Annotated in this window: 23 protein-coding genes; 15 read left to right on the plus strand and 8 right to left on the minus strand. The window is 75.4% G+C overall.

The features are described from left to right. Window positions 1-58 precede the first annotated feature (58 nt). The gene (locus ACIOGZ_RS01725; RefSeq protein ID WP_400984391.1) at window positions 59-856 is read right to left on the minus strand and encodes a lysoplasmalogenase; all 798 of its coding nucleotides are present in this window, start codon (window positions 854-856) and stop codon (window positions 59-61) included. Window positions 857-1091: 235 nt separating this feature from the next. On the opposite strand from ACIOGZ_RS01725, the gene ACIOGZ_RS01730 reads away from it, so the two are divergent. Further along, a complete protein-coding gene (locus tag ACIOGZ_RS01730; RefSeq protein ID WP_400805045.1) occupies window positions 1092-2912 on the plus strand; it encodes a DUF2398 family protein in 1821 nt (606 codons plus the stop codon). Between the two features lie 164 nt (window positions 2913-3076). Here the strand turns inward: ACIOGZ_RS01730 and ACIOGZ_RS01735 are convergent, their stop codons facing one another. The 4 genes from ACIOGZ_RS01735 to ACIOGZ_RS01750 form a co-directional block, all read right to left on the minus strand. Next, the gene (locus ACIOGZ_RS01735; protein WP_350875387.1) at window positions 3077-3262 is read right to left on the minus strand and encodes a hypothetical protein; all 186 of its coding nucleotides are present in this window, start codon (window positions 3260-3262) and stop codon (window positions 3077-3079) included. 118 nt (window positions 3263-3380) lie between these two features. Next, window positions 3381-5024: a BCCT family transporter gene (locus ACIOGZ_RS01740; RefSeq protein ID WP_363579201.1), complete on the minus strand. Its 1644-nt coding sequence runs from the start codon at window positions 5022-5024 to the stop codon at window positions 3381-3383. A gap of 244 nt (window positions 5025-5268) precedes the next feature. Then, the gene (locus ACIOGZ_RS01745; RefSeq protein ID WP_363630658.1) at window positions 5269-5928 is read right to left on the minus strand and encodes a TetR/AcrR family transcriptional regulator; all 660 of its coding nucleotides are present in this window, start codon (window positions 5926-5928) and stop codon (window positions 5269-5271) included. A 150-nt stretch (window positions 5929-6078) separates the two neighbouring features. Beyond that, a complete protein-coding gene (locus tag ACIOGZ_RS01750; RefSeq protein WP_363616798.1) occupies window positions 6079-6978 on the minus strand; it encodes an acyl-CoA thioesterase II in 900 nt (299 codons plus the stop codon). Window positions 6979-7114: 136 nt separating this feature from the next. On the opposite strand from ACIOGZ_RS01750, the gene ACIOGZ_RS01755 reads away from it, so the two are divergent. The 3 genes from ACIOGZ_RS01755 (at window position 7115) to ACIOGZ_RS01765 (ending at window position 12375) form a co-directional block, all read left to right on the plus strand. After that, on the plus strand, window positions 7115-8545 hold the full coding sequence (locus tag ACIOGZ_RS01755; RefSeq protein ID WP_400805048.1) for an SWIM zinc finger family protein: 1431 nt from the start codon (window positions 7115-7117) through the stop codon (window positions 8543-8545). Continuing rightward, complete coding sequence (locus ACIOGZ_RS01760; protein WP_400805050.1) at window positions 8542-11313, plus strand: DUF6493 family protein; 2772 nt, start codon at window positions 8542-8544, stop codon at window positions 11311-11313. Before ACIOGZ_RS01755 ends, ACIOGZ_RS01760 begins: the two co-directional genes overlap by 4 nt. Before the next feature lie 117 nt (window positions 11314-11430). After that, complete coding sequence (locus ACIOGZ_RS01765; protein WP_363579193.1) at window positions 11431-12375, plus strand: DUF389 domain-containing protein; 945 nt, start codon at window positions 11431-11433, stop codon at window positions 12373-12375. A gap of 34 nt (window positions 12376-12409) precedes the next feature. Here ACIOGZ_RS01765 and ACIOGZ_RS01770 read toward each other — a convergent pair whose 3' ends face one another. The 3 genes from ACIOGZ_RS01770 to ACIOGZ_RS01780 all read right to left on the minus strand — a co-directional run bounded on the left by ACIOGZ_RS01770 (window position 12410) and on the right by ACIOGZ_RS01780 (window position 14970). After that, entirely contained in the window at window positions 12410-13594 is a 1185-nt protein-coding gene (locus tag ACIOGZ_RS01770; protein WP_363579651.1) for an MBL fold metallo-hydrolase, read from the minus strand. A gap of 347 nt (window positions 13595-13941) precedes the next feature. Beyond that, window positions 13942-14394, minus strand: a complete 453-nt coding sequence (locus ACIOGZ_RS01775) for a MaoC family dehydratase (protein WP_363579191.1) — start codon at window positions 14392-14394, stop codon at window positions 13942-13944. Window positions 14395-14526: 132 nt separating this feature from the next. Beyond that, window positions 14527-14970: a pyridoxamine 5'-phosphate oxidase family protein gene (locus ACIOGZ_RS01780; protein ID WP_063350036.1), complete on the minus strand. Its 444-nt coding sequence runs from the start codon at window positions 14968-14970 to the stop codon at window positions 14527-14529. Between the two features lie 202 nt (window positions 14971-15172). On the opposite strand from ACIOGZ_RS01780, the gene ACIOGZ_RS01785 reads away from it, so the two are divergent. The 11 genes from ACIOGZ_RS01785 (at window position 15173) to ACIOGZ_RS01835 (ending at window position 24827) form a co-directional block, all read left to right on the plus strand. Then, window positions 15173-16027, plus strand: a complete 855-nt coding sequence (locus ACIOGZ_RS01785) for a hypothetical protein (protein ID WP_363579189.1) — start codon at window positions 15173-15175, stop codon at window positions 16025-16027. Window positions 16028-16214: 187 nt separating this feature from the next. After that, complete coding sequence (locus ACIOGZ_RS01790; RefSeq protein ID WP_400984393.1) at window positions 16215-16787, plus strand: hypothetical protein; 573 nt, start codon at window positions 16215-16217, stop codon at window positions 16785-16787. Continuing rightward, window positions 16781-17731, plus strand: a complete 951-nt coding sequence (locus ACIOGZ_RS01795; protein ID WP_363579185.1) for a hypothetical protein — start codon at window positions 16781-16783, stop codon at window positions 17729-17731. The genes ACIOGZ_RS01790 and ACIOGZ_RS01795 overlap by 7 nt, the downstream gene beginning before the upstream one ends. A gap of 242 nt (window positions 17732-17973) precedes the next feature. After that, window positions 17974-18789 (plus strand): SAF domain-containing protein, encoded by an 816-nt coding sequence (locus tag ACIOGZ_RS01800; protein WP_363579183.1) that lies wholly within the window; start codon window positions 17974-17976, stop codon window positions 18787-18789. Next, a complete protein-coding gene (locus tag ACIOGZ_RS01805; protein ID WP_363579181.1) occupies window positions 18789-20081 on the plus strand; it encodes a hypothetical protein in 1293 nt (430 codons plus the stop codon). The genes ACIOGZ_RS01800 and ACIOGZ_RS01805 overlap by 1 nt, the downstream gene beginning before the upstream one ends. Beyond that, window positions 20071-21711 carry a CpaF/VirB11 family protein gene (locus ACIOGZ_RS01810; RefSeq protein WP_363579179.1) on the plus strand — a complete coding sequence of 547 codons (1641 nt, stop codon included), beginning with the start codon at window positions 20071-20073 and terminating at the stop codon, window positions 21709-21711. Before ACIOGZ_RS01805 ends, ACIOGZ_RS01810 begins: the two co-directional genes overlap by 11 nt. Then, window positions 21708-22670, plus strand: a complete 963-nt coding sequence (locus ACIOGZ_RS01815; RefSeq protein WP_363579177.1) for a type II secretion system F family protein — start codon at window positions 21708-21710, stop codon at window positions 22668-22670. Before ACIOGZ_RS01810 ends, ACIOGZ_RS01815 begins: the two co-directional genes overlap by 4 nt. Beyond that, on the plus strand, window positions 22667-23545 hold the full coding sequence (locus ACIOGZ_RS01820; protein ID WP_363579175.1) for a hypothetical protein: 879 nt from the start codon (window positions 22667-22669) through the stop codon (window positions 23543-23545). Before ACIOGZ_RS01815 ends, ACIOGZ_RS01820 begins: the two co-directional genes overlap by 4 nt. A gap of 54 nt (window positions 23546-23599) precedes the next feature. Continuing rightward, window positions 23600-23887 carry a hypothetical protein gene (locus ACIOGZ_RS01825; protein WP_363579173.1) on the plus strand — a complete coding sequence of 96 codons (288 nt, stop codon included), beginning with the start codon at window positions 23600-23602 and terminating at the stop codon, window positions 23885-23887. Window positions 23888-23922: 35 nt separating this feature from the next. Continuing rightward, entirely contained in the window at window positions 23923-24300 is a 378-nt protein-coding gene (locus tag ACIOGZ_RS01830; RefSeq protein ID WP_063350046.1) for a TadE/TadG family type IV pilus assembly protein, read from the plus strand. Further along, complete coding sequence (locus ACIOGZ_RS01835; RefSeq protein ID WP_363579171.1) at window positions 24297-24827, plus strand: TadE/TadG family type IV pilus assembly protein; 531 nt, start codon at window positions 24297-24299, stop codon at window positions 24825-24827. Before ACIOGZ_RS01830 ends, ACIOGZ_RS01835 begins: the two co-directional genes overlap by 4 nt. The last annotated feature ends 52 nt before the right edge of the window (window positions 24828-24879 follow it).

The following is a 24879-nucleotide window of genomic DNA, read 5'->3' on the forward strand; positions in this document are numbered from 1 at the left end:
CGTTTTGTTTTCCCCGCGCGCCGTCGGACCCTGACCGGGCCGACGGCGCACAGGCGTGTCAGCCGGCCTGCGGCGCGGGCTTCCGCTGCTGCTGAGGCCCGTGCCCGGTTTCCTGCCCGTGCTTGTTCTCGTGCCCGAGTTCGAGCTCACGGTGCCCGTGCCCGTGCTCGTGCTCGTGCTCGTGCCGGAGGGTGCCGCTGGCCAGCAGGTACTGGGCCAGGACGTACGTCGCCATGATCCAGAACTGGTGCCCCGGCAGCTCCCGCCACTTCGCCAGCTGGGTGGCGATCAGTGTGTCGGACAGCAGGAACAGCGCCCCGCCCAGCCCGATCCGCCAGCCCAGCCCGGCCGAGGTGACGGCCGTGGAGGCGAGCAGCAGGCTGTAGCCGGCCACCGGGATCCGCAGGTCCCCGAGGTCCGGCCAGAGCTGCCCGACCATGGCCACCCAGGCGGTCGCGTACGCGGCCGCCACCACCAGGGCCCGCCGACGGTCGGTCAGCGCCCCGCGCCGGACGAACATCGTCACGTAGCAGACGTGCGCCGCCGCGAACGAGCCCATCCCGGCCAGGAACGCGGTGTCGTTCTTCAGCTGGAGCAGCACGTCCCCGCCCGCGCTCAGCAGCAGTGCCGGGGCCAGCGGCTTCGGCGCCCGCCGCCCGGCGGTGGCGGCCGCGGCGACGCTGTGCGCGGCCAGCAGCGGCATCAGGGCCGGCTTGGTGGCGTTCTGCAGCACGGACGCGCCGGAGGCGATCGCGCCTAGGTGCGTCGCCGAGGCGGCCGCGAAGCCGCCGAGCAGGCCGGCGGCCGAGCGCAGGCGGCCGCCGAGGACGGCACGGGTGGTCGTACGGATGCTCATGCGGCTGCTGACCTCCGGGGTCGGGCGGTGGGGGGAGTGGGACGAACCCTAGGCGACCCGCCGGTGCGGCGGAAGAGCGGGTTACCGGCGCGTAACCCGGGTGGTGCGGGGCGGGTGACGGCGCGGCGGCGGGTGCGGGCCGGCGGGTGGCGTAGCGGAGGGCGGCCGGTCACTTCGGCGCACGGCCGGTTGCTGCCGCCGGGTGACCCGGCCACCGTCTAGTCTGGTCCCCGACATGGAGCAGCAGGAGTACGCGGTCGGCGCCACCCGGGTGGCCACCGGCAGGCCGGACGGGCGCACGGGCGGGACGGGGCGGAGGACCACCGACGCCCTCCTCGCCGTACGCGAACCCGCGGCCGGGCCGGCGCCCGAAGCCGTGTCCGGCCCCCGTGCTGACGCCGCGCCGACCAGGCCCGCGCCGGAGCCGGGCGCCGCCTCCGCGCTCTCGCCCGACCCGGGCCTGCTCCGGCTCGCCCACTGGTTCGCCGCCGCCACCCCCGGCACCGCCGACGACCTGTGCGCCGCCTCCTTCGGCCTCTACCCGGCCCGCCATCTCGGCGCCCCCGCCGAAGCGGCGCCCGACGCCGACGTCAGCTGGTGGCACGGCCCCACCGCGCACGCCACCGCCGCCCTGCGCTCCCGGGGGCCCCGCCCCGTCGGCGGTCTGCGCCGCGCCCGGCGGGACGCCTCCGCGCTGCCCGTCGTCCGGTCAGGTGCCAAGCCGGGCAGGCCCGGCAGGCACCGCAAGCCCGAGCGCACCCGCCCGGTGCCGGGCGCGCAGGATCGTTCCGGCCAGGACCTTCCGATACCGGCCCCGGCCCTGCCCGTCGCGGACGTTTGCGCCCCGGCCCTTCCCGCCGTCGACCTGCCCGCCGCCGAACGCCGGATCGCCGCCCGGCTGCTGCTCGCCCACCCGCTGGTCACCGCCTCCGGCCCGCACGCCGACGGCTTCCCGCTGATTCGCCGTCACCGCGACTGGCTCGTCGAACGCTTCGACGCCCTGCTCGGCTACCGGCTCGTCGTCGGCCCCTGGCACGCCCGGCTCTGCAAGGCCGGCCTCGGCCCCGGCGCCGCCCGCCGCCTCGAACACCCCGCGACCGGCGCCCCGTTCACCCCCGCCGGTTACGCCCAACTCGCTCTCGCCCTGGCCCTGTTGGTCGACGCCCCCGAGCAACTGCCGTACGGGCGGCTGCTCGACGCCATGCGCGCCGCGGCGCCGGGCCTCGCCGCCGGCCCGGCCGACCGCGCGATGGCCCTCGCCGCGCTCGCCGACTGGCAGGTCCTCGGCGACCTGCCGGCCGACCCGGCCGACCCGGCCGACCCGGCCGACCCGGCCGTCCGGGCCGCCGTACTGACCGTCGACCGCGAACTCGCCCGCTCCGTCCCGGCCGGCCCGCCCGCCCTCGCCGACGACGCCGCCGACCTGATCCGCCGCGCCGCCGACGCCGAACCCGCCACCGCCGTGCGCCGTCTGCTCGCCGAGACCCCCGCCGTCCTCGACGCCGACCTCCCCGAGGACCGGAGCGCCTGGCTGCACGAGCACCGGCTGAGCGGCCCGGCCGCGCTAGCCGACTTCCTCGGCCTGGAGACCGAGCTGCGGACCGAGGGCGTCGCCCTGCTCGACCCGGCCGACGAGCTCACCGACCTCGTCTTCCCCGGCGCCGGCCCCCTGCCGCAGGCCGCCCTGCTGCTGCTCGAACGCCTGGTGGAGGAAGTCCGCCCGCTGCCCGGCGAGACCACCACCGGCGGCGACGTCCCGATCCCCGACGCGCTGATAGACGGCCTCCTCGGCGACATCGCCGACGAGTACGGCCTCCCGGCCCGCTGGCGCCGCGACTACCTCGCCGACCGTACCGCGCTGCGCCGCGACGCCCTCGACCTGCTCCACAACCTCGGCCTGATCACCCCCACCCCCCGCGGCAGCCGCTCCCCGGGCTGGCTCCTGCGCCCGCCCGCCGCCCGCTACGCCCCCGCCCCGGACTTCCACCCCGTCCCCGGCACCGGCCGCCACTCCCGCCCCGCGCCGGCCGGGGCCCGGGAGCAGCGGCGCGCCTGAGGCCGGTTCGCCGCCCAGCTCCGCTGTCTCGCCTCGCTGTCGCGCCTCGCCGCTCCGCCGTCGCCGGAAAGGCGGAAGCACCGCGTCCGGGGGCGGACGGCGGTGCTGAAGGGGTGGATCGGACGGTCAGTCGGTCTCTTTCTCTCCGGTTGCTTTCTCGCGGGTCACTTTCTCGCGGTGGCCGTGGTGGCGGCGAGGGTGCCGTGCTGGACGGTCTCGACGGTGGCGCCGACGCCGAAGGTGCCGAGGGCGATGGAGGCGAGGACGGCGGTGGCGGCGAGGAGTCGGCGGTGGCGCCGGGGGAGCGGGAAGCGCGGTTCCTGGTAGGGCGCCTGAGGGCTGGCGTTCATGACAGGGAGGGTTCCAGGGTGGTGTGAACGGTCGGTACGCGCGGGTGAAGTCCGGGCGGGGGTTGGGCGTCGGTTGGCCGCGTACGCCCCACCCGCGCGGGTGAGGCGTACGCGCTGGTCAGCGGCGTGGTGTGCGTTCGGCGAGGGCCTCGCCGACGGCGACCCGGACGGCGTCGCGCAGGCCGTGCACGGGGTGCAGGCGGGACGGGCCGGCGGCCGGGTCCTCGCGGAGCTCCTTCACCAGGGACACGCAGAGCAGCAGCATCACGACCACGAACGGCAGCGCGACCAGGATCGTCGCGTTCTGCAGCGCGGTGAGCCCGCCGGCCAGCAGCAGGGCGGCGGCGACCCCGCCCATCAGCACGCCCCAGACGACCACGAGCCAGGTGCGCGGGTGCAGCGAGCCGCGGCTGGAGAGCGAGCCGAGGACGAGGGAGGCGGAGTCGGCGCTGGTGATGAAGAAGGTCATCACCAGCAGCACGGCGACGACGCTGGTGGCGGAGCCGAGCGGCAGCGAGCGCAGCATCTCGAACAGCGAGGCCTCCGCGCCCTTCGGGATGGTCGCGACCAGGTCGGCCGTGCCTGTGGTGACCAGCCGGATCGCGGTGCCGCCCATCACGCAGAACCAGATCACGGTGGCCCCGCTGGGCACCAGCAGGACGCCGAGCAGGAACTGCCGGATGGTGCGGCCGCGGGAGATGCGGGCGATGAAGGTGCCGACGAAGGGGGCCCAGGAGAGCCACCAGGCCCAGTAGAAGATCGTCCAGGAGCCGAGCCAGCTCTCGTCGGTGAAGGCCCCGGTCTGGGTGGACATGCCGAGCAGGTCGGAGAGGTAGCCGCCGACGGTGGAGGGGATCGCGTCCAGCGTGAACACCGTCGGGCCGAACACGAAGACGAAGAGCATGATCAGCGAGGCCAGGACGACGTTCGCGGTGGAGAGCCACTTGACGCCCTTGTGGACGCCGGAGAAGGCGGAGAGCACGAAGGCGGCGGTCAGCGAGCCGATGATGATCAGCTGGGCGTTCTGGGTGTTGCGCACGGAGGTGATGTAGCCGAGGCCGTCGGCGACCTGGAGCGCGCCGAGGCCGAGGCTGGTGGCGGAGCCGAAGACGGTGGCGAAGACGGCCAGCAGGTCGATCGCGCGCCCGGCCCAGCCGTCGGCGCCGCGCTGGCCGATGAGCGGGACGAAGGCGGCGGAGATGCGGTTGCCGCGGCCCTTGCGGAAGGTGGTGTAGGCGAGGGCGAGGCCGCCGACGGCGTAGATCGCCCACGGGTGCAGCGTCCAGTGGAACAGCGAGAACTCCAGGGCCTGCTGGGCGGCGGCCGCGCTCTGCGGTTCCAGGCCGGAGCCGGGCTGCGGGGTGGCGAACAGCTGGAGCGGCTCGCCGACGCCGTAGAACATCAGGCCGATGCCCATGCCGGCGCTGAACATCATGGCGACCCAGGCGAGGGTGGAGAACTCGGGTTCGTCGTCGTCGCGGCCGAGCCGGATGCGGCCGAAGCGGCTGAAGGCGAGCAGCACGGTGAGGACGAGGAAGACGTCGGCGGCCACCACGAACAGCCAGCCGAAGTTGTGCAGGACCCAGCCGAGCGCGCTGCTGGAGGTCCGGCCGAGCGAGTCCTCGGCGAAGACTCCCCAGGCGACCACGGCCAGCACCAGGGCGGCGCTGATCCCGAACACCGCCCGGTCGGCGGGCAGGGTCGCGGCGGGTTCGTCGGGTTCCTCCGCGCGTTGGTCGGGCTGCGGCGGCTGGCTGCTCATCGGGTGGACTCTCCTGCCTCGGGGCGGACGTGGGCTTCGGCGACATCGGCGGATTAAAGCTGCATGTCGCACTATGTCCAGTTCGTGCCGCGAGGGGCGGGAGGGCGCGCCGGGGAGGCGGAGGGTGGGGACTTACGTCCCGTCAGGCCGGGTGCTCATGGGCCGGGGCGCGCGCGGCGAGCCGGAACCACGGGCGGAAGCCGTCCGGCACCGGGGAGTTGAGCCGGCTGTCGCGTCGGACGGGTCAGGGCCGGTGGGCGCCGGACGGGACCTCGTACGGCGCCGGGTACGGCGTCTCGTACGGGTTCAGCACCAGCCGCACCACGTCCTCCAGCCGCCGCCGGGCGTCGCCGAGGGTGGTGCGCCCGGTCACCCAGGCGGTCAGCTCGCCCTGCCAGGCGTGGGCGACGATGTGCCGCACCAGGTCGCTGGCGGCGGCCGGCACCTCGGTCGTCACCGCCTGGAGGGCGGTGCTGTCGGCCCGGGCCATGCCCTGCAAGGTCTCGCTGGCGAACGGATCGGTGGAGGCGGCGACGGCCACCCGCAGCCGGGCCAGCTCGGGCTGGCGCTGGTAGGCCCGCATCCCGCCGCGGACGAAGCGGACCGCCCGGTCGGTGGCCCCCCGCCCGGCGCGCGGGCCGCGCAGCTCCGCCACCAGGTCGGCCAGCAGCAGGCGGTGCCACTCGGCGATCGCCGCGGCCAGGAGGTGGTCCTTGGAGGAGAAGTAGCGGTACGCCGTCCCCAGGGCGACTCCGGACCGCTCGCAGACCTGTTTCATCTGCAGCCGTTCGACGCCGATCTCGTTCACCAGGGCGAGCGCGGCCGCGATCAGGCTTCCGCGGCGTTCGAGCTGGCGCGGAGACATCGCCTCCACCGGCCGTGGTGACAGGTCAACCTTGGTCACCCGCACCATGATACGGGCCGGGGCCGCTCAGGAGTATGACGCCGACCGGCCCCCTTGCGTTCGCCGTGCGGTCACCGTCGCCGGGGTCCGGGCCGCCGGCCCGTTCCGCCCCGGCCCGTTCCGCCCCGCGCCGTCCCGTCCCGCGCCGGATCAGCGCAGCCGGCGGATCAGCGACTCCTGCACGGCGGAGGCGACCAGCCGCCCGTCCCGGTCGTAGAACTCGCCGAGCGACAGCCCCCGGCCGTCCGAGGAGGACGGGCTGCGCTGGGCGAACAGCAGCCACTCGTCGGCCCGGAACGGGCGGTGGAACCACATCGCGTGGTCGAGCGAGGCGATCAGCAGCCGGGGCGGCTCGGTGCGCTGGAAGAAGTTCGGCTGCTCGTGCAGCCCGGCGGTGGAGGCCAGCGTGAGGTCGGAGAGGTAGGTGAGCGCGCAGACGTGCAGAAGCGGGTCGCCCTCGGGCAGCGGGGAGGCGATGCGCAGCCAGACGAACTGCTGCGGCATCCCCGGCACGGACGCCGGCACGCCCGGCGCGTCCGGCGGGACGAAGCGCAGTTCGAGGTCGCGGAAGCCGCCGGTGCCGGTGATCGCCGCGCGCAGGGCCGGGTCCCAGAGCGAGAAGGCGTCCGGCAGGGTCTCCGGCCCGGGCAGCGGCGGCATCGTGCGGTGGCGGTCGGTCGCGGTCTCGGGGCGTTTGAAGGAGGCGGAGAGGGTGAAGATCGCGTTCTGGTTCTGCACCGCCGTCACCCGGCGGGTGGTGTAGGAGACGCCCTCGCGGACCCGTTCGACCTCGTAGCGGATCGGCTGGGACGGGTCGCCGGGCAGCAGGAAGTAGCCGTGCAGCGAGTGCACCGCACGCGGGCCCTCGCAGGTGCGGCCGGCGGCGGTGAGCGCCTGCGCGGCGACCTGTCCGCCGAAGGCGCGCATCGGCGCCCCGGCGTGGCAGCGGCCCCGGAACGTGTTCTCGTCCAGTCGTTCCAGCTCCAGCAGTCCGGCGAACGAGCCGGCCGGGCGGTCGGCCCGGATTTCCTGTTCTGTCAGGTCGGTCACGGGCCCATAGTGGCAGAATCCCGCCGCGCCGCGGTGTGACCTGGGTAACGCCCCGGGGCTCCGGCGCCTGGTAGAACCTGTTCCAGTGCGGTCGCGGCCCGACGGATTGTCAGTGCCCTCACCTAGCGTGTTCGACATGACGCAATCCGCACACGCGTACGCCTATCTGCGCCCGTCCGCCGTCCTCGACGGCGCCGACGGCCGGCACCTCGACCTGGCCACCTCCGGCGGCGCCACCCCGCTCGGGGAAACGGCCAACCCGCGCTTCTTCGCGGGCTTCCTGGCCGACCCGGCGCCGGCCGCCGCCGCGCTGCTCGCCGTCGCGGACGTCGCCGCCGCGCGGTACTACCAGCCGCAGCTGCGCTCCTCGCTCGACCCGGTGGTCACCGCCAACGGGGACCGGCTGCGCTTCGAGTCGTTCTCCGGCTGCTGCGGCGTCTACGCCCGGCTCGACGTGCTCCAGGCCGGCCTCGACGGCGACGAGATCGGCCACGGCACCACCAACGTGGACGTCAACAACCCGCTGCGGGAGGCCCTGACCAGGATCGGCCCGAGCGACCCGCTGCACCTCGCGGTCGGGCCGGACGCGCTGGAGGTCACCAGCTTCGACGGGCCGCTGGTCGAGAAGAAGGTGCCGCTGCCGCAGCGCTGGCTGCGCGGCTTCGCCGAGACCCAGGTCGTCGCCGCCGGCTTCGACCTGCGCGCCGAACTGCCCGCCGCCGAGGCGGTCCGCTTCCTGCGCTCGCTGCCGCGCGGCGGCCGCTCCAGCACCGCCTGGGTCGTCCCGGCCGGGCGGACGCTGCGGCCCACCACCCGGCCGGTGCCCGGCGCCGTCTGCCTGCCCGGGCCCGACCGGCTGGTGGCGCTCCAGCGGGTGCTGCGGCACGCGCTCGCCCTGCGGGTGTACGGCCCGGTCGCCGCCACCGGCCCGGCCGCCTCGGCGTGGGAAGTGGTCCTGCCCGGCATGCGGCTCACCCTGACCCTCTCGCCCGACGCCTCCCGGGGCTTCTCCGGCGAGGGCGGAATGCTCGGCGCGCTCGCCACCGGCACCGCCGAGCAGGACGCCGACCTCGTCGCGGTACTGCTCGCCTGGGAGCCGCGGATCGAGGTCGCCGACCTCGCCGAGCAGTCCGGGCTCAGCCACGAGCGGGTCCGCGCCGCGCTCACCCGGCTCGGCACCGCCGGGCAGATCGGCTACGACACCGCCGAGGCCGCCTACTTCCACCGCCAGCTCCCGTACGACGCCGGGCGGGCCGAGGCCGCCAACCCGCGGCTGCGTGCCGCCCAGGCCTTGGTCGCGGCGGGCGCGGTGCGGCTGGAGCCGGGCGGCACGACGGCCGTCGTCATGGTGGACGACCACATCCAGCGGGTGCGTACGGACGAGGCGGGGCGCCTCGGCTGCACCTGCCTCTGGTGGGCCAAGTACCGTGGCGGGCGCGGTCCGTGCAAGCACGCGCTGGCGGTCGCGATGGTGCGGGAGGCGGCCCAACGGGCGGCCGGGGAACAGGTTCCGGCGGTCCCGGCGGTCCCGGCGGTTCCGACGACGGATAAGGGGGTCCAGGCATGAGCGCGGCGGCAGGGGGGTCGGAGGCGGTGCGGGGCGCGACGGCGGTGGCGCCGATGCCGGAGGCGGTGCGGGGCGAGGCGGCGGTCGAGGACCTGCTCGCCGCCGTCCGGGGCGGACGGATGCCGCAGATACCGGCGCTGGTCGCCGCGCTGGACCAGGCGCAGCGCCGGGACTGCCTGCTCGCATTGAAGGCGCTGCGCAAGGAACTGCGTGACGAGTGGTCGAAGGAGGCGCTCGCCACCAGGGGCGCCCTGCTGCTGGCCGGCGCCGGCTGCCACCCCGGCCCGGCCGGGGCCGCCACCTGGCTCGGCGCCCGCGACTTCACCTCGCTCGGCTGGGCCCGCCACCCGGCGGTGGGCCAACTCGTCGCGGCGCAGCCGGTGGAGTGGCAGATCGAGGTGGCCACCCGGCTCGCCGCCCGGCCGGCGCCGAGCTGGGGCTGGGCGCTGTACCCGGTGATCGAGGCCGTGGTGCGCCGCACCGGCTGCGCGGTGCCGCAGAGCGAGCCCTTCGTCCGCGAGTGGATGGAACGCCAGCGCCGGGGCAGCGGCGCACGGCCCACCCTGGTCGAGCTGCTGCGGGCCGACGCGTTCACCCCGCTGCTGCTGCCCCGGGTGTTCGAACTCGCCGACATCGGTGGCGCGGTGTCCTTGCGGTTCAGCCCCCGCCCCGGGGACGCCTTTACGGAGGCGATCGCCGAACTCGCCGCCGCCGGCGACCTCGACCGGGCCGACCTGATCGACCGCTGCCTGGCCCGGCTGCTGCGCGGCGGCAAGCCGGCCGACCAGCGCTTCTTCCTCGACGTGCTGAGGGCCCTCGCCCCGACCCCGCAGGAGTACGCCGCCCGGGTACGGGACGTGCTGCCGCTGCTGGACGGGCTGTCGGTGGTCGCCGGGCACGCCCAGGAGGTGCTCGCCGGGCTGGACGAGGCCGGGCTGATCGAACCCGAGGTGCTGGTCGAGTCCTCCGCGGTGGTGCTGTTCCGGGCCGAGAAGAAGCTCGTCCGCGCCCAACTCGGCTGGCTGGAGCGGGCGGCCCGGCGCGAGCCCGGGCGGTCCGGGCCGGTAGTGCTCGCGGCCGCCGAGGCGTTCGGGCACCCGGACCAGGCCGTCCAGGAGCGGGCGCTGAACGTGGTGGCCCGCCACCTGCGCGTGGCCGGGGAGGCCGTCCTGCCCGAACTGCGGCTCGCCGCCGAGGCGCTGAACCCCGCCCACCACCGGCGCGCCGGTGAACTGTTCGGCGCACCGGTCGGTGGCGACGGCGACGACGACCCGGACACCGGGTGGAACGAACTCCTCCCGCCCGCCCCCCAGCCCCTCCCGATCGGCCCGCCGATCGCCTCGGCGGCCGAACTCGCGCAGGAGCTGTCCGCCCTGCTCGCCGCCGACGAGCCGGAGCCGGCGGTCTTCGAGCGCGTGCTGGACGGCCTGGTCCGCCAGGCCTACCAGGACCGGGCGGCGCTCGCCGAGGCGCTGGAGCCGGTCCGGCGGGTCCACCCGTGGAGCGGCGTCGGCCGCTGGCACGACTGCTCGCCCCGGGACGTCCTCTACGTCGCGGCCGCGGTGGCCGGCGAGACGCCGCCGCACCGGGTCTGGGACTTCCTCGGCGGCAAGAAGAAGCGCTCCCCGCTGCGCGGCCAGAACGACACCGCGCAGGGCACCGCCCTCGCCGCCCGGCTGGAGGAGGCCGCCTGGCAGGTGACCGCCGACCGGCCGCCCTACCTGCTGGCCATCCCGACCGACACCACCGGGGCGCTCGACCCCGGCACGCTGGTCGAACGCCTCGCCGGGTACCAGGCGGCGGGCATCACCCCCGGCCGGGCCGACCTGTGCGCGGCCCTGCTGCGGGTCGGCCCCCGCGCCGACGCCGGGGTGTTGCGTGCCGCCGAGGCGCTCACCTCGCCGTCCGGGCGGTGGGTCGCCCAGTGGCTGCGCACCGGCGGCCTGCCCGACCAGCCGTCCGAGCGGGTGCTGTTCGCCCCCGGCCGGGGCTCGAAGCACGGCCACCAGTACGCGGACCGCTGGTGGGAGGACGTCCGGCGGGTGGCCGTCGCCCAGCCCGGCATCGGGGCCGGCCCGAAGGGCCCGGACGGCGAGCGGCTCGCCCCCGAGTTCAGGGCGCTGCTGGAGGGCACCGAGCCGAGCGTGGCCCGGGCCCGCAAGGTGGGCGGCTGGACGTGGCGGCCCACGGCGCACTGGGCCGCGATGCTCCCCTGGCACCGGGAGGAACTGGCGGCCCGGTGGCTCGACCACTTCGCCGCGGGCGCCGACCGGGACGAGCGCGACACGGGCCGGCTGCTGCCCGCTCTCGCCGAGGCCGGCGGCCCGGCCGGGCTCGCCCTGCACCTGGCGCTGGCCTACGGCCTGGGCGCCCGGCACACCGAGGACCGGACGGCGGCCGTCGACGCCCTGCTGGTGCTCGCCGCCCGCGGCGACCTGGACGGCGCGCAGCTCGGCCGCGAACTCGGCGCGCTGGTCGACTGCGGCGCGGTGAAGCTCAACCGGCTCGCGGCGGCGCTCGCCCTGGCCGCCGGGACGGGCGCCTACGGCACGGTCTGGTCGGTGCTCGAGCCCGCGCTGCCGGCCCTGCTGGGCGGCGAGGGCACGCCCGCCCGGGGCCTCGGCGACCTGCTCGCCCTCGCGGCGGACTGCGCCCGGCGCACCCGCACCCGGGGACCGGTGGCCGAGGTGACGGCGACGGCGGAGCAGGGCGGATCGAGCCGCCTGGTCAAGGAGGCCCGCGCCCTGCGGGACGTCCTGGCGGGGTGACACCGCGGCCGCCAGCAGGGCGAGGAGCACCACCGGGTGACGGCGGGTCGCTGGCGGCGTCGGGTCACGGCCTAGGGTGGGCGGGACTTTCGCCCGCCCCGTCCCACCGGAGTGCTCGTGTTGCACCTGCGCCTGATCGTCCCGCCCGACCTGCGGGAGCCCGTGCTCAGCAGCCTGGACGCCGCGGTCGGGGTGACGCACGTCGTGGTGCTGCCGGGTGCGGCCGTACGGCCTGCCGGGGACGTGGTGCTCTGCGACGTCGCCCGCGAGTCGGCGGACGAGATCCTGGGGGTGCTGCGCGGGACCGGCCTGCCCGAGCGCGGGGCGATCGACGTCTCCGGCATCGAGCTGACCCTCTCGGCGGCCGCCGACGAGGCCGAGCGGCTGGCCCCGGGGGAGGGGGCCGACGCGCTGGTCTGGGAGTCGGTCTCCGAGATCACGCACGAGGAGTCCACCCTCACCTGGGTGTTCCTGGCCTTCCTCACCGTGGCGACCATGCTGGCCGCGTGCGGCGCGGTGCTGGACAGCGCGATCCTGGTCGTCGGGGCGATGGCGGTCGGGCCGGAGTTCGGGCCGTTGGCCGGGCTGTGCGTGGCGCTGGTCCAGCGGCGGCTGCGCCCGGCGCTGCGGTCGCTGAACGCGCTGGTCACCGGCTTCGCGGTGGCGATGGCGCTGACCGTCGGGTTCTCTCTGCTGATGGACGGGCTCGGGCTGTTCAGCGAGGCCAAGTTCGCCGCCGCGCGGCCGAACACCTCGTTCATCTGGCAGCCCGACGCGACGTCCTTCGTGGTCGCCTTCCTGGCGGGCATCGCGGGCGTGCTCTCGCTGACCTCCTCGAAGGCCGGGATGCTGGTCGGAGTGGCGATCTCGGTGACCACGGTGCCCGCCGCCGCCAACGCCACCGTCGCGCTCGGGTACGGGGAATTCCGCCAGTTCTCGGGCTCCAGCGTGCAGTTGCTGCTGAACCTGCTGGGGATCGTACTGGCCGGGGTGCTGACCCTGCTGGTGCAGCAGCGGGCCTGGGCGCTGATCCGCCGCCGGCGGCCGGAGGCGGACAAGTGACGGCGGGCAGGTAACAGCGAGCAGATGACGGATTTCAGCGAGCAGATCTTGAGATCTGCTCGCTGAAATCCGTCGCCCGTTCCCGGTCCGGCACCGCGCTGCGGTCCCGGACCAGCGGCTCGATGCCGCGAGGCGTGGCCGCGACCGCGCGCCACCACAGCCGCAGCGCGGGCGGGTCGACCGGTTCGAAGGGCTTGCCGGGCCGGGGCACCGCCAGCCGGGCGCCGAGCGCCTGGGCAGCCGTGACCACCCGTTCGGCGGGCTCCTCCCAGGGGTGCGTCGCCAGGTTGAAGGTGCACCAGTGGATCGGCAGCAGCAGATCGCCGCCGAGGTCCAGGTGCGCCCGGACGCCCTCCTCGGGCGTCATGTGCACCTCGGGCCAGAAGTCGCTGTACGCGCCGACCTGCATCAGCGTCGCGTCGAACGGCCCGAGCCGGCGGCCGATCTCGGCGAAGCCCGGGAAGTAGCCGGTGTCCCCGCTGTGGAAGATCCGGTGCCCGCCGCCGGCCACCACCCAGGACGCCCAGAGGAACAGCGCGCTGGTGCGCGGGCCGCGGCTGCAGTAGTGCCGGGCCGGGGTGGCGGTGAGGGTGAGCCCGGCGACCTCGACCGACTCCCACCAGTCGAGTTCGGCGATCCGCCGGGCCGGTACTCCCCAGTGCTCCAGGTGCGCGCCGACGCCGAGCGGGACGGCGAACACCGCGTCCGTTCCGATCAGCTCGCGGATGGTGGCCATGTCGAGGTGGTCGTAGTGGTCGTGGGAGATCACCACCACGTCCACCGGCCCGAGTTCGGACAGCGGCAGCGGCATCGGGTGCAGCCGTTTGGGCCCCGTCCAGGCGAACGGGGAGCAGCGCTCGCCCCACACCGGGTCGATCAGGACCCGCCGCCCGCCGATCTCGGCGAGCACGGTGGCGTGGCCGAGCCAGGTGAGCCGCAGTCCGGAATCCGGCGGCAGGGCGAGGTCGACCGGGAGCAGCCGGTGCACGGGTACGGCGGCGGTCGGCGCCCGGCGGGTCTTGTCCCCGGTCAGCTGGGCGCGGGTGATCTCCAGCGGGCTGCGCTCGTAGACCAGGCGGCGGGTGGGCAGCGGGTTGCGGAAGGCGCCGTCGGCGAACTGCGGGGAGCGGTGGATCCGGGCCAGCCGTTCGCCCCGGGGCTCGGCCCCGAAGGCCTCGGCCCGGACCCGGTGCCAGGCCGCGCGGGGCAGTCGGGCCAGGTCCGACCCGGTGCGGTTCGCCGTCGGGCCGAGGGCCGGGCTGGTGGTCGGGCTGCTGGTCGGCGGGGTGGTGAACTGCGAGGACAGACCGGCGAGGCGGGAGAACCAGGGGGCGGGGCGGGGCAAGGCTCCTCCAAGGACGGTCACGGCTACCGGGCGTGCCGGGGCGCGTATCCGGGCGGCTGGTGAGGCCGCTGCGATACGACAACCATCTCGTCGGAGATTACTCGTTATGGGCCGTCCGGACCTGGTGAGCGGCCCCGCGCGGGCCAATCGGCGTACCCCGCCCCGGCCGCGCGCCCAGGGCCACCGCCCGGTGCCGCTACGCGGAGAACCGTCCGGTACCGCTACGCGTAGAAGCGGGTGATCGTCTCCGCGACGCAGTGCGGCTTGGCGCTCTCCGCGCTGGTGATCGTGAACCGCACCACCGCCTGGACCCCGCCCGGCACCTCGGTGGCCGAGAGCAGTTCGGCGGTGGCCCGGATCGCGGTGCCCACCGGCACCGGCGCCGGGAAGCGCACCTTCTCCGAGCCGTAGTTCAGCGCCATGCGCACGCCCTCGACGCCGTAGCACTCCTTCGCCAGCACCGGGATCATCGACTGGGTCAGGTAGCCGTGCGCGATGGTCGAGCCGAACTGGCTCTCCTTGGCCCGCTCCGGGTCCACGTGGATCCACTGGTGGTCGCCGGTCGCCTCGGCGAACAGGTCGATCTGCCGCTGTCCGATGGTGTGCCACTCGCTGGTGCCCAGTTCGGTGCCGACGGCGGCGGTCAGATCGGCGAGGGAGGCGAAGCTCGTCACGGTGCGCTCCTGGGGGAGGGGTCAGGACGCCGGAAGCGTATGCGTACCCGCCGGTATCTGTCAGCGGTGCGGAACGCGGGAACCCGGGAACACAGGAACGCGGGAACCCGGGCGCGGCGGCCTGCGGGTGTTTCAGGACCGCAGCGCCCCGCGCCCCAGCGCGTCCTGCCCGGTCGGGAACAGCCGCCGGCCGCTGACCAGTTCCGGCACCAGCGCGACGAACAGCGGCTCCGGGTCCCCCACCCACGGCCGCAGGCCGGACCGCAGCACCCGCCGCACCTGCTCGGGCTCGCGCACCACGTCCGCCCGGCCGTGGACCAGCACGCTCCAGCCCGTCCGGGTGACCGGGTCCAGCAGGTCCGCCTGGAAGGCCACCACCGTGCCGTCAAGCCCGCGCGCGGTGGCACTTCCCCGGCGCACGGCGAGCACCAACCGCCCGTCCAGGACCTCGAAGGAGACCGGTAGCACGGCCGGCAGCGCGTGCTCGGTGTACACCACGCGCCCGACGGGCACGGTGCTGAGCAGTCGCAGGCACTCGGCCTCGCTCAGGGTCTCCACACGGTCCTCACGCTCCATGCGTCCGATCGTCCTCCGGTCGGCGCGCGTGCCGATAGGGCCCATGGTCCCTGAGCGGACGGGCCGGGAGCCCCGTCGGTGGCCGCCCGGAGCGGTAGCCTGCCCGGCGGCGGTACGGTACGCGCCCCTGCTCACCACGGCAGCGGCGGGCGCGGCGGGCGGCCCCGGGTGCGCCGGGGCCGGCATGGGAGGGGGCGTGCGGATGGCGGGCGGGGTCGACCTGGTGGTGATCGGGGCGAACGGCGGGCCCGATCGGGGCTTCGGGGGCTCGGCGCTGGCGCCGGACGGAGCCCGGCTGCTCGCGCGGGTGCTGCCCGGGATGTGCTTCGACGTCGGCGCGGCCGGCTGCCGGGTCACCGAGGTGGCGCCGGACGCGGACGCCAACGCGATGCTCACCGCCGTCCGGGAGGCCGCCCAGCACCCGGGCCGGTGGCTGGTGGTCTGCCTGGTCGGCCAGTTGGCGGTCGATCCGCGCGGGCGCCGGCTCGCCCTGGTGACCGGCGGCAGCACCGCCGACAACGCCTACCGGCGCGGCCTGGCCTGGGACTGGGTGGTCAGTGCGATGGTGCACGGCGACCACGAGGAGGCCCTGCTGCTGGTCGACGCGGTGGCCGACCGGGACACCTGGGCGGCGCTGGAGCGCGGCGGCGGCGAGGACGGTGCGGGGGAACTGCTGGCCTACCCGCGCGTCCCGCTGTGGGGCCGGGTCGGCCGGTACACCCCGGGCAGACGCGGCCGGGACGCCGTACTGCCAGGTGGTGAGGGCTCGTTCAGCCACGCCCTGACCACCGTGCTGCGGCAGGGCGTCCCGGGTGCCCCGGCCGCCGTCGCCCCGCTGGACCTCCAGCCGTCCGTCGCCGCGCTGCTCGACGGGGGCGAAGCGCCGGGTAGTTCGGGTGCGCCGGGCGCGCGCCTGCTCGTTCCGCCGCAGGGCGGGCGCCTGTTGATGCGCAATCGGGCCGCGGTTCGGGGCGCATTGGCCGGATTGTCGCTTTCCGAAGAACTGTTGGCCGTTCTGTGGCGGGAAAGTGCCCCGACGGAACCGCCTTCCGCGTAAGGTCAGGTGGCCTGAGGTGTTGCCGTGATGGGGTGGGTTGGCGAAGAATCGATCCCCAGCGGAAACACCTGCGGGACGACGGAATTCTTCCGGCGGCCACGGATCATGAATCGGTCGGTCGCGACGAGGTGGGGCGATGCGGCAGCGCGGAAATGTGTTGCGCCCTGGGGCGGTTGGGGTCGGTGGGGTGGTTCTGGTGTTGCTCCTCGGTGCCTGTGCGAGCGGCGGTGCCGATGGTTCCGTCGATCGGCTCGGAACGGCTGCGCCCAGTGTCGCGGGAGTGGATCCGGTACCTCCTTCGGGTGGTTCGGTAAACACCTCGATCGCGCCGACGGACGGGCCGGAAGGTGCCATGGGGCGACTCGCCCTGAAGACGTATCAGGACTGGTGGCAGGCCCAGGCCGAGGCATTCGGGCGGTCGGATTCGGACGGATTCGCTCTGGAGACGTACTCTTCCGGGCGGGCCCTTACCGACACCCTGGTCAGTCTCCGCCAACTTCGCGACGCCAAACTGGTGATGACCGGAACGCCGCGCAATTCGGCGGTGGTCAAGGCCATTGACCTGAAAGCCGATCCGCAGACCGCCGTGATCGAGGACTGCGTCGACGTATCGGGATGGCACCGCGTCGACGCCGTCACCCAGGTGGCAAAGGATCCGGGCGACCGACTGAACCGCTACGTCGCGACCGCGTCCCTGCGCTGGTTCCAAGCACGTTGGCTGATCTACGACTTCAAGCGGGAGGTGGACCGGGCATGCTGAACACGCGTAAACCGGCCCGGCGATTCGCGATCCTCGCGCCGTTGTCCGCCGGGTTGCTGTTGGCCTCGGCGGTGTCGGCGGCGGCGGACGAACCGCCGGGCGGAGGTGCCGAACAGTGCTACCCGGACGTGATCTGCTCCGGGGTCAACTCCGGGGGCACGAAACCGAAGCCCGGACCGTCGCAGCCCGGCGGTGGCGGTGGCGGTGGCGGAAGTACGGGCGACGGGCCGCTGCTGTGCAGCTACCACGACCAGCAGTGGCCCTGCCACGACCCGGAGCGCGGCTGGTTCAACAGCGGCGTCGGGTGCTACTTCCGCCCGCTGGACAACCCGCCCCCCGAGGGCGACCCGGAGTGGCAGGGCCACAAGCCGTCCGAGGGCGCGCTCTACTCGAAGGTCTGCCCGCAGACGGGCGGCGGCCAGGACGGCGCCGAGATCGTGTTCGAGGCCACCTCGCCGGCCGGGCCGCCGGCGCTGAACCTGGTGGACGTCGGCTTCGGCTTCGCCCACGAGATGCGCTTCCCGAAGCCGACGGCGGGCGTCGCGCCCAAGGGCACGGCGGTGGTGAAGGCGCCGGTCTGGCTCTGGCTGGACGGCGTGGCGGCGCCCGCGCCCAAGACGCTGTCCGTCCCGGGGGCCTCCGTCACCGTCACACCGGTGCTGAGGGGCGTGACCTGGGTCTTCGACAGCGGCGTCTCCGTGACCTGCGACAAGGCCGGGACGCCGTACGACCCCAAGTACGGCGCCGCCAAGTCGCCGGACTGCGGCTACGAGTTCGCCGTGGGCTCGGGCACCAGGAAGAGCGGCGTCTTCAACGGCACGGTGACGGCGAACTGGGTGGGTGAGGTCGTGGTCACGGGGCCGAACGCGAAGACCTTCGACGTCAAGATGCCGCAGTCCTCGAACTTCACGCTCAAGGTCGCCGAGGTGCAGGTCCTCAACTGACCTGGCGGCGGCGGACGTCCGATGCCCCGCGGCCCGGCTGCGGGGCGCCGGCGGCCCGGCCGCACGCGACCACGGCGCCGAAGTCCATGTGTCGAAGCCCGGCACCGGCGGCCTGAGCAGCGGTGACCCGAGCACCGAGAAACCAGTACTGACGATCCGGAACGAGCACGAGGGAAGGGCGGAACCCGGTGGAGAACCGTACATTCGCGACGCCGGGATCCGGCACACCCGCAGGGGCCGCGGTGTCCGTGGCGGTCCCGGACCAGGGGCAGGGGCCGGGCGAGGCCCCGGGCGGCGGCGCGGGCAAGGGCAAGGGGCGCGCCGCCCCGCACGTCCCCGGCCGGACGCTGCGGGCCCGGCGACGGCGCCCGGCGGTGCTGGCGATGGCCGTCGCGCTGATCGCCGCCGGCGGCCTGGGCGGTGCGGTGCTCTACAACAGCACCGGCCAGCGGGTCGCCGTGCTGGCGCTGGCCCGGGACATCCCGTGGGGGCAGGTGATCACCGACGACGACCTGGTGGTGGCCCGGATCGCCGGGGATCCGGCGCTGCGGCCGCTGTCCGCCACCGAACGGGACAAGGCGGTCGGCATGCGGGCCGCCACCGACCTCAAGCGCGGCGCGATGCTCACCAGGGGCGACGTCGCGCAGACCCTGGCGGTGCAGCCCGGCCAGATCGTGGTCGGCGTCTCGGCCAAGCGCAGCCAGCTGCCCGCCAGCCGGCTCCAGCCGGGGCTGCAGATCGTCGTGGTCTACACCCCGGACAACACCAAGGCCGACTCGATGCCCGCGACGGTCATCACGGTCGGCCGGGTGGACACCGACGGCAGCCAGGTGATCGACGTGGCCGTCGGCGCGGCGGACGGCCCCCGGCTGGCGCAGTGGGTGGCCGGCGGCCGGATCCAGGTCCTGCTGGCCCCGCGCGCCGCCGCGGCCGGCAGCGCGACCGGGACCGCCGGTGCGGGCACCGGCGGCAGTACCGTGCCGACGGCCCCGGCGACCGGGACCACCCCCGGCGCTGCCACGGCCCCCGTGCCCCCGACCGGGGCGGGTGGCGCCTGATGGCGGTGATCGCGGTGGCCGGCGGCCCGGGCGCGCCCGGCGCGACCACGGCGGCCCTGGCCCTGCTGCTGGCCTGGCCGCTGGAGTCCGGACGGCGGGTCCTGCTGGTGGAGGCCGACCCGGACGGCGGCGCGGTGCTCGCGGGCGCCCTGGAGGGCCGGGTCGACGCGGTGTACGGGCTGCGCAACCTGGCCGTCGCGGACCGGCGCGGACTGCTCGCCGAGACCATCTGGGAGCAGCTGATCGACCTCTCGCCCGAGGGCACCGCCGAGCGGCTGCTGCTGCCCGGGCTGACCGACCCCACCCAGGCCCCGGGCCTCGCCTACACCTGGGAGCCGCTCGTCGACCTGCTGCACGGCCTCGAACCGCAGGGCTACGACGTCATCGTGGACCTCGGCCGCTCCGGCGCCACCGGCGTGAGCGCCGTGCTGGCCCGCCGGGCGGACGTGGTCGCGGTGACCGTCCGCACCACGCTGCGCGGCCTGAGCTCGGCCCGGCCCCGACTGGCCGCGCTCGCCGAGGACCTCGCCACGGCCGGCACCGGGGTGGACGCGCTCGGACTGCTGCTGGTCGCCGAGGGGCCGTACTCGGGGCCGGAGGTGGCGCGCGAGTTCGGCCTGCCGGTGCTGGGGCTGCTGCCGCACGCCACCCGCACCGCCCGGGTGCTCTCCGACGGCGGTGACATCACCGACCGGCGGTTCATCCGCTCGGAGCTGATGCGGACGGCGCGTTCGGCGGCGGACGAGGTGCAGCTGCTGGTCCGCCGCCGTCGCCAGCGGCTCGCGCCGACCGCCGCGCCGGTCCCGGCCCAGCTCACCGCCGCGGCCCGGACCGGGACCCCGGCCCAGCCCCCGACCGCGGTTCACGCCCAGCCCCCGGTGCCGACCCCGCAGGCGGCTGCGCCGACGGCGTACCGGCCGGTGGAGGGGGAGCAGCCCTCGTACACCCCGCCGCAGCCGGTCGGGCCGGTGATCACCACCGGCCCGGTGGCGCCGCTGGCCGGGCTGGCCCCCCAGCCGGCCGCTCCGGCCCCGTTCCCGGGGCACGTCCAGCCGCAGCCGCAGCCGCCGTACGGGCCGCAGGCCGGCTACGTCGCGTACGACCAGCAGGGCGGGTCCACCCCGTACGACCAGCAGGTGGGGGCCCCGTACGGCCAGCAGCCCGGGTACGTCCGCCCGGAGCCCGAGGACGACGGCCGCTACCCGCTCCAGCAGCCCGCCGTGACACCTGATCAGGCACACCCGAACGGTCCGCAGCCGTACAACCCCGGGGAGGTGCTCCGTGCGCGGTAGCCCCCTGCACCAGCACCCCGCGGCCGACCCGGCCGCGCTGCCCTGGGCCACCCAGGCCCAGGCCCAGGCCCCGACACAGGCCCAGACGCAGGCGCCGGCGGCCGCCCCGCCCCAGGCCTACCGGCCGGGCCCCGTCGCCCCGCAGCCCGCGCCGCCGCCGTACGTCCAGGCGGGCGGCGCGGCCACGCCCACCGCCGTGCCCTCCCAGCTGCCCTCGCTCGACCTGCGCGGCGCCGCCACCCGGCCGGCCGTCGACCCGCAGGTGGCCCGCGAGCTGAAGCGCCAGGTCGCGGCCGAACTGCACCAGCAGATCACCCGGTTGACCGCCACCTCGGGCGCCGAACCGGACCGCGCCACCCGCCGCCAGCGCGGCCGCGCGCTGATCGAGGAGGCAGTCGCCCGCTGGTCCGACGCCTACGCGCAGACCCACGGCATCCCGCCCACCCGGGAGCAGGACCGCGCGCTCGCCGAGGCCGTCTTCGACCTGCTGTTCCGGGCCGGGCGACTCCAGCCCTATCTGGACGACCCGGAGATCGAGAACATCCTGATCAACGGCTGTGACGACGTCTGGGTCTCCCGGGTGCACCAACCCCTGCGCCAGGTACCGCCGGTGGCCGAGAGCGACGCCGAACTCGTCGAACTGCTCCAGGACCTGGCCCGTCAGCACGGCGGCGGCGAGCGCAGCCTGTCCACCGCCAGCCCGACCCTCGCACTGCGCCTGGAGGGCGGCATGCGCCTCCAGGCGCTCACCGAGGTGACGCCCCGCCCGTACGTGGCGATCCGGCGCCACCGGGTGGCCTCGGCGACCCTGCCGGAGATGGTCGAACTCGGCACCCTGGACAGCACCTTGGCCGCGTTCCTGGCCGCCGCGATCCGGGCCCGGAAGAACGTGATGATCACCGGCACCCAGGGCGTCGGCAAGACCAGCCTGCTGCGCGCGATGGCCGCAGAGATCCCGCCGGACGAGCGGATCGGCACCCTGGAGTCGGAGTTCGAGCTGTGGCTGCACACTCTCGGCCACCTGCGCCAGGTCGTCCCGATGGAGGCCCGCGAGGGCAACGGCGAACGCGTCGAAGGCCGCCTGGCGGGCGAGTTGACGATCGGCGACCTCATCCCGGCGGCGCTGCGGATGACGCTGTCCCGGATCATCGTCGGCGAGGTCCGATCCGGCGAGGTCGTCCCGATGCTGCGGGTCATGACCAACGGAGAGGGCGGCTCGATGTGCACCTTGCACGCCCGCGGCCCGCACATGGTCGTCGACCGCATCGCCGAACTCTGCCTGGAGTACGGCTCGCACATGACCGACTCGCTCGCCTACCGGCTCACCGCCAACGCCCTGGACCTCATCGTGCACGTCACCATGGTCGACGAGACCGCCGTCGGCGGACGCCGGCACCGCTTCGTCTCCCACGTCCTGGAGGTCGCCGGCCTCGGCGAGAGCGGCCGGCCCGCGCTGAACACCGTGTTCGGCCCCCGGGTGGACCTCGGTGAGCCGCGGGCGGTCCCGCACACCCCGCCGCAGTGCCTGGACGACCTGCGCAGGGCCGGCTTCGACGCCGCCCTGCTCGGCTCCCGCTACGGCGGCTGGGCCACCCCGCTGCAACTGCGGATCGGCGGTGGCGCGCGATGATGCTGCTGTTCGCCCTGTGCGGGCTGGCCGTCGCGGGCGGGTTGGTCGCCCTGGTGGCCTGGGCCCGCGGCAGCGACCCGGCGGACGAGGACGAGACCCCGGAGCGGAGCAACCCGCTGGCCGGCCGCGCCCACGTCTTCTGGTACGGCGCCCCCGGCGCCGCCTCGGCCCGGGTCGCCCGGCTGCGCCGGATCCAGCTGCCGCTCGCGCTCGCCGGCGCCCCGCTCGCCTGGCTGTTCACCGGCATCCCGCTGGCCGCCCTGCTGGTGCCGCTGGCCGTGTTCGGCCTGCCCTGGCTGTTCGACACCACCCGCCCGGACACCCGCCGGATCGAACGCCTGGAGGCGCTGTCCGAGTGGACCCAGCGCATCGCCGACGTGCTGCTGCTCGGCGTCGGCCTCAACCAGGCCATCGTCACCAGCCGCCGCACCGCCCCCGCCGCCCTGGAGGAGGAGATCGGTGAGCTGGCCGCCCGGCTCCAGGCCCGCTGGCGGCCCGAGGAGGCGCTCCAGGCCTTCGCCGACAGCGTCGCCGACGCCACCGCCGACAAGGTGCTCGCCGCGCTCGTGCTGCGGTCCGGCGACAGCGGCCCCGGCCTGGCCCGGGCACTGGCCGACATGGCCGACTCGGTGCGCGAGGAGGTCCGCCAGCGCCGCGCCATCGAGGCCGACCGGGCCAAGCACCGCACCACCATCCGCTGGCTGGTCGGCATCATCGTGCTGGTCGTCACGGTCGGCTCCTTCAACACCGAGTACACCCGGCCGTACGGCACGCTGCTCGGCCAGATCGTGCTCGCCGTCGTCGCCGCCCTGTTCGTCGCGATCATCGCCTGGATGCGCGCCCTCGCCTCGCACCCGCCGGTGCCCCGGCTGCTGGCGTCCGACCGGCGCGGCAAGGCCGGGCGCCGCGCCCCGGCGCGCGAGGACGAGGCGCTCCAGCAGCTCGGGGAGGTCCGGTGATCTCCCCCTGGTCCGTGCTGGCCGGGGCCGTCGCCGCCGGCGGCGTCGCCCTGCTGATCGCCGAACTGCGGCCCGCGCCGCCCGACCTGCGCCAGGCCCTGGACCGGCTGCACCGCACCCCCGCCGAACGGGCCGCGGACCCGGACGAGCGGCCGCGCTGGTACGACCGGATCGGCGAGCGCTCGATCGGCCTGCGCGGAGTGTCCCTGCCGCACCGCGAACTCGCCCTGATCGGCCGCGCCCCGGCCCGGTTCATGGTGCACAAGCTGCTGTTCGCCGCGATCGGCCTGCTGCTGCCCGCCTACCTGGGCGCGATGGCCGCGCTGATGGACATCGGCCTGCCCTTCGCCCTGCCGCTGCTGGCCGGGCCGCTGCTGGCCGGCCTGCTCTGGTTCGTCCCCGACGCCATCGTGCGCGGCGAGGCCAAGGAGGCGCGCACCGAGTACCTGCACGGCATCGCCGCCTACCTCGAACTCGTCGCCCTGGAACGGGCCGCCGACTGCGGGCCCGCCGAGGCGCTGCGCCGCGCCGCCGCGGTCGGGCGCGGCACCGTGTTCCGGCGCATCCGCGACGCCCTCGACCGCGCCGCCACCGACCGGCTCCCGCCCTGGGCCGGACTCGACGCGCTGGCCGAGGAGTTGGGGCTCAGCCCGCTGCAGGACGTGGCGGACATCATGCGGCTGTCCGGCACCGACGGCGCCGCCGTGTACGACACCCTGCGGGCGCGCGCCAAGGGCCTGCGCGGCGAACTGCTCGCCGAGGACCTCGCCCGCGCCAACGCCGACAGCGAGCGGATGGTCGCACCCGGAGCCGCCCTCACCCTGCTGATGACCGTCCTGATCGTCTTCCCCGCACTCCACCAGATGCTCAACTGACCATCCTCGCAGGGCATCTGGCACCACACCGCACTCCACCCCCGGGAGACCCGAATGACCGTCCGACTCGTCCACCTGGCAGGCCGGCTGATCCGGCCCGTCCTGCTGCCCGTGCAGTTCGCCCTGCTGCTGTTCACCCTGCGGCTCGGCCGGCTGCGGGCCGCCCGCGCGCGCGGCGACCGCGGCGCGATCAGCATCGAACTCGCCCTCGCCATCATCGCGTTGGTCTTCGTCGCGGGCGCCGTCGCGACCGCGCTGTACCTGCTGAAGGACAAGGTCGTGCAGAAGGTCGAGCAGGACCCGAACATGCCGGGTGCGGGCGCGGGAGGCGCCACCAAGTGACGTACCGACCTCGCCGCCGCGGCGACCGGGGGTCGATGAGCGTGAGCCTCGCCATCGTCTTCCCGGTCGTCCTGGTGCTCCTGATGCTCGTCGTCCAGGCCGCGCTGCTGTGGTACGACCGCCAGCTCGCGCTCACCGCCGCCCGCGAGGGCGTGGACGCCGGCCGGATCCAGGGCAACGCGACGGACGAGGTGAAGAACGAGGCGGCGCGCCGACAGGCCAGGGACTTCCTCGACCGGCAGGGCGTGCACTCGTACACGGTGACGACCGACGGCAGCACGCCCGAAGTGGTCCGGGTCACGGTGGCGGTGCGCCCGCCGCTGCTGATACCCGGGCTGTCGGCGCCCGCCCTCACGCAGTTCGCCGAGGCGCCGCGCGAGCACTTCGTCCCGCCGGTGGCGGTGGCGCCGTGAGACCGCGGACCCGGGCCGGTCGGTGGCCGGCGCTCCGCGCCGAGCGCCGTTCCGAGGGCCGTTCCGAGCCCTGCGCCGCGCGCCGACCCCGGTGGTGGCCGGTCCGGCGCAGCGACGGCGGCGCGGTCGCCATCGAGGCGGCGATCGTCGTGCCCCCGGTGGTCGGACTGGTCCTGGTGGCCATCGCCGCCGGGCGGGTGCAGACCACGGCCGGTACGGTCGAGGCCGCCGCCCGGGCCGGCGCCCGCACCGCCTCCCTGCAGCGCAGCGTCGACGGGATGACGCAGCCGGGCCGGGACTCGGCCCTCGCGACGCTGCGCCAGCAGGGCGTCTCCTGCCGCAACGGGGACGTCCAGGTCGTGCCCGGCCAACTGGACCTGCCCGGCGGCGCCGTCACGACCGTCAAGGTCACCGTGGTGTGCGACGTCGAACTGGCGGACCTGCTCGGCGGACCGTCCGGCGTACCCGTGACGAAGCACCTCGTCGGCGAGTTCACCTCCGTGGTGGACCGCTACCGGGGCACATGACGACCCGGGGCGGCACCCGGCGGGACACGGGCCACGACGGGGGATTGGGGAC

Origin of the sequence: Kitasatospora sp. NPDC088160 (assembly GCF_044741445.1) — a bacterium.
Classification (GTDB): Bacteria; Actinomycetota; Actinomycetes; order Streptomycetales; family Streptomycetaceae; genus Kitasatospora.